Here is a 1,686-nt window from a genome sequence, read left to right as displayed (position 1 = left end):
GCGCAATTCCGCCTGACGCTGCTGGATCTTATCCCCCCACCGGGGCGGCGGCCGCGCCGGTGCGGGGGGCCGGTCAGGTCCCGCGGCGGACGACGCCTCGTCCGCCGGTCGGCCGTCCTACCAGGTCATCCGCACGCCGCCATAGACCGACAGCGGTTGTACCAGGGTGGTGGTGCGCGGATCATTCAGGACGTAGCGGCCGGCGAAGTCGTTGCTGCGCTCCAGGAAGGTGCCGAAATTGGCGTAGCGGTTGTTGAACAGGTTCGTCACCAGGCCGAAGATCTGCACGTTCTGCGTCAGCTGGAAGCTGGTGTTGAGGTTGGCGGTGAAGTAGGCCGGCAGCTTGCGGTTGATGTTCGACTCGTCGCCGCGGAAGTAGGACGACGAGAACGCCTGCATGTTCATGCCGAAGCGCCAGAACGGCGTGATCGCGTAGTCGAATCCGGCCTTGATCTGGTGGTCGGGGACGAGCGGGACCTTGTTGCCCGGGCGAATGGTGATGAGCCCGTCGTCGGCCAGCGGGTTGTTGGGCGAGGACAGGTCGCCGCGGAACTGGAAGGTGGCGTCGATCAGCGCGTAGTTGGCGTAGAGGCTCAGGCGCCCGGTGACGTACTCGGCCGAGACCTCGATGCCCTGGCGCTGGGTCGCCGGCACGTTGACGAAGTAGCCGCGCGCCGCGTTGCCCGGCACCGCCACCTGCAGGATGTCGTTGGTCAGGTCGGTGCGGAAGGCGCCGAGCTTGTAGTTGAGGAGGCCGTCCTCGTAGAAGTTCGGCACCGAGCCGCGGATGCCGACCTCGTAGGTGCGGGCCTCGACCTGGCGCAGCGGCGGATCGGCGACGAGCGAGTTCGGCAGCAGGCACGGCCGGTCGGGGTTGGCGCAGGCGAGCTCGAGCGGCGTCGGCGCCCGGTTCGACTCCGAGTAGCCGCCGTAGAGGCTCATCCAGGGCGCGATCCGGTAGGTCAGGCCGGCGACCGGATTGATGCGGCTGAAGTAGTGGGTCCCTGTGACGTCGGGCGAGAAGCCGGTCTGGTCCTGGGTGCTGATCCGGGCGAAGTTCAGCCGCGCGCCGGCGGTGAGCGAGAGCCGGTCGGTGACGTCGAACGTGTCGAGGGCGTAGAGGCCCATGTAGAGGTTCGAGCCGATGACCTGGCTCGGCGCGATGCCAAGGGCCGCCGCGGTGCGGATCGGGCCGGTGCCGAGCCCCGGGATGTTGCCGTAGGTCGGGTTGTTCGGGTCGGTGGTGACGCTGAGGTCGGGGTTGATGACGCCGAGCGCGCTCGCCGACTTGAAGCTGTAGGTCGCCGCGTCGATGCTGCCGCCGACGATGAAGGTGTTCGGGCGGTCGAAGACGCGGTCGCGGTTGGTGGCCTGCAGCGTGCCGCCGTAGCCGGTCGCCTCGGTCCGCACGGTGTCCAGGGTGCCGTAGGGCACGTCCCGGTACGGGATGCGCTGGTTCTGCGGCCCGAGGATCAGGAACTGGTTGCGGAACTGCGCCTGGGTCTGGCCGGGAGCGGCGGAGAAGCCGTCATCCTCGAAGCACAGGAAGCCGCGGAAGTTCGAGCGCGTGCTGCAATTCTCGGTCATTCGTCATTCGGGGTTGATGGACGAGAGGCGGGCTCGAAGCCCGCTTCGTCGTTTGGGGTTGATAGACGCCCAGGCCACAGGCAGGAAACAGCGTGAGGC

General features: G+C 67.9%; 1 pseudogene. It reads right to left on the bottom strand.

The annotated features are described in order from the left end of the window. Positions 1-117: 117 nt before the first annotated feature. Positions 118-1,581 (bottom strand): annotated as a pseudogene (locus tag HPY23_RS12840) (TonB-dependent receptor domain-containing protein); the annotation flags it as partial. Positions 1,582-1,686 lie beyond the last annotated feature (105 nt).

Origin of the sequence: Methylobacterium ajmalii (assembly GCF_016613415.1) — a bacterium.
Taxonomy (GTDB): Bacteria; Pseudomonadota; Alphaproteobacteria; order Rhizobiales; family Beijerinckiaceae; genus Methylobacterium; species Methylobacterium ajmalii.
Note: the sequence above shows the minus strand (reverse complement) of the source record. Positions and strands in the feature narration are given on the sequence as shown.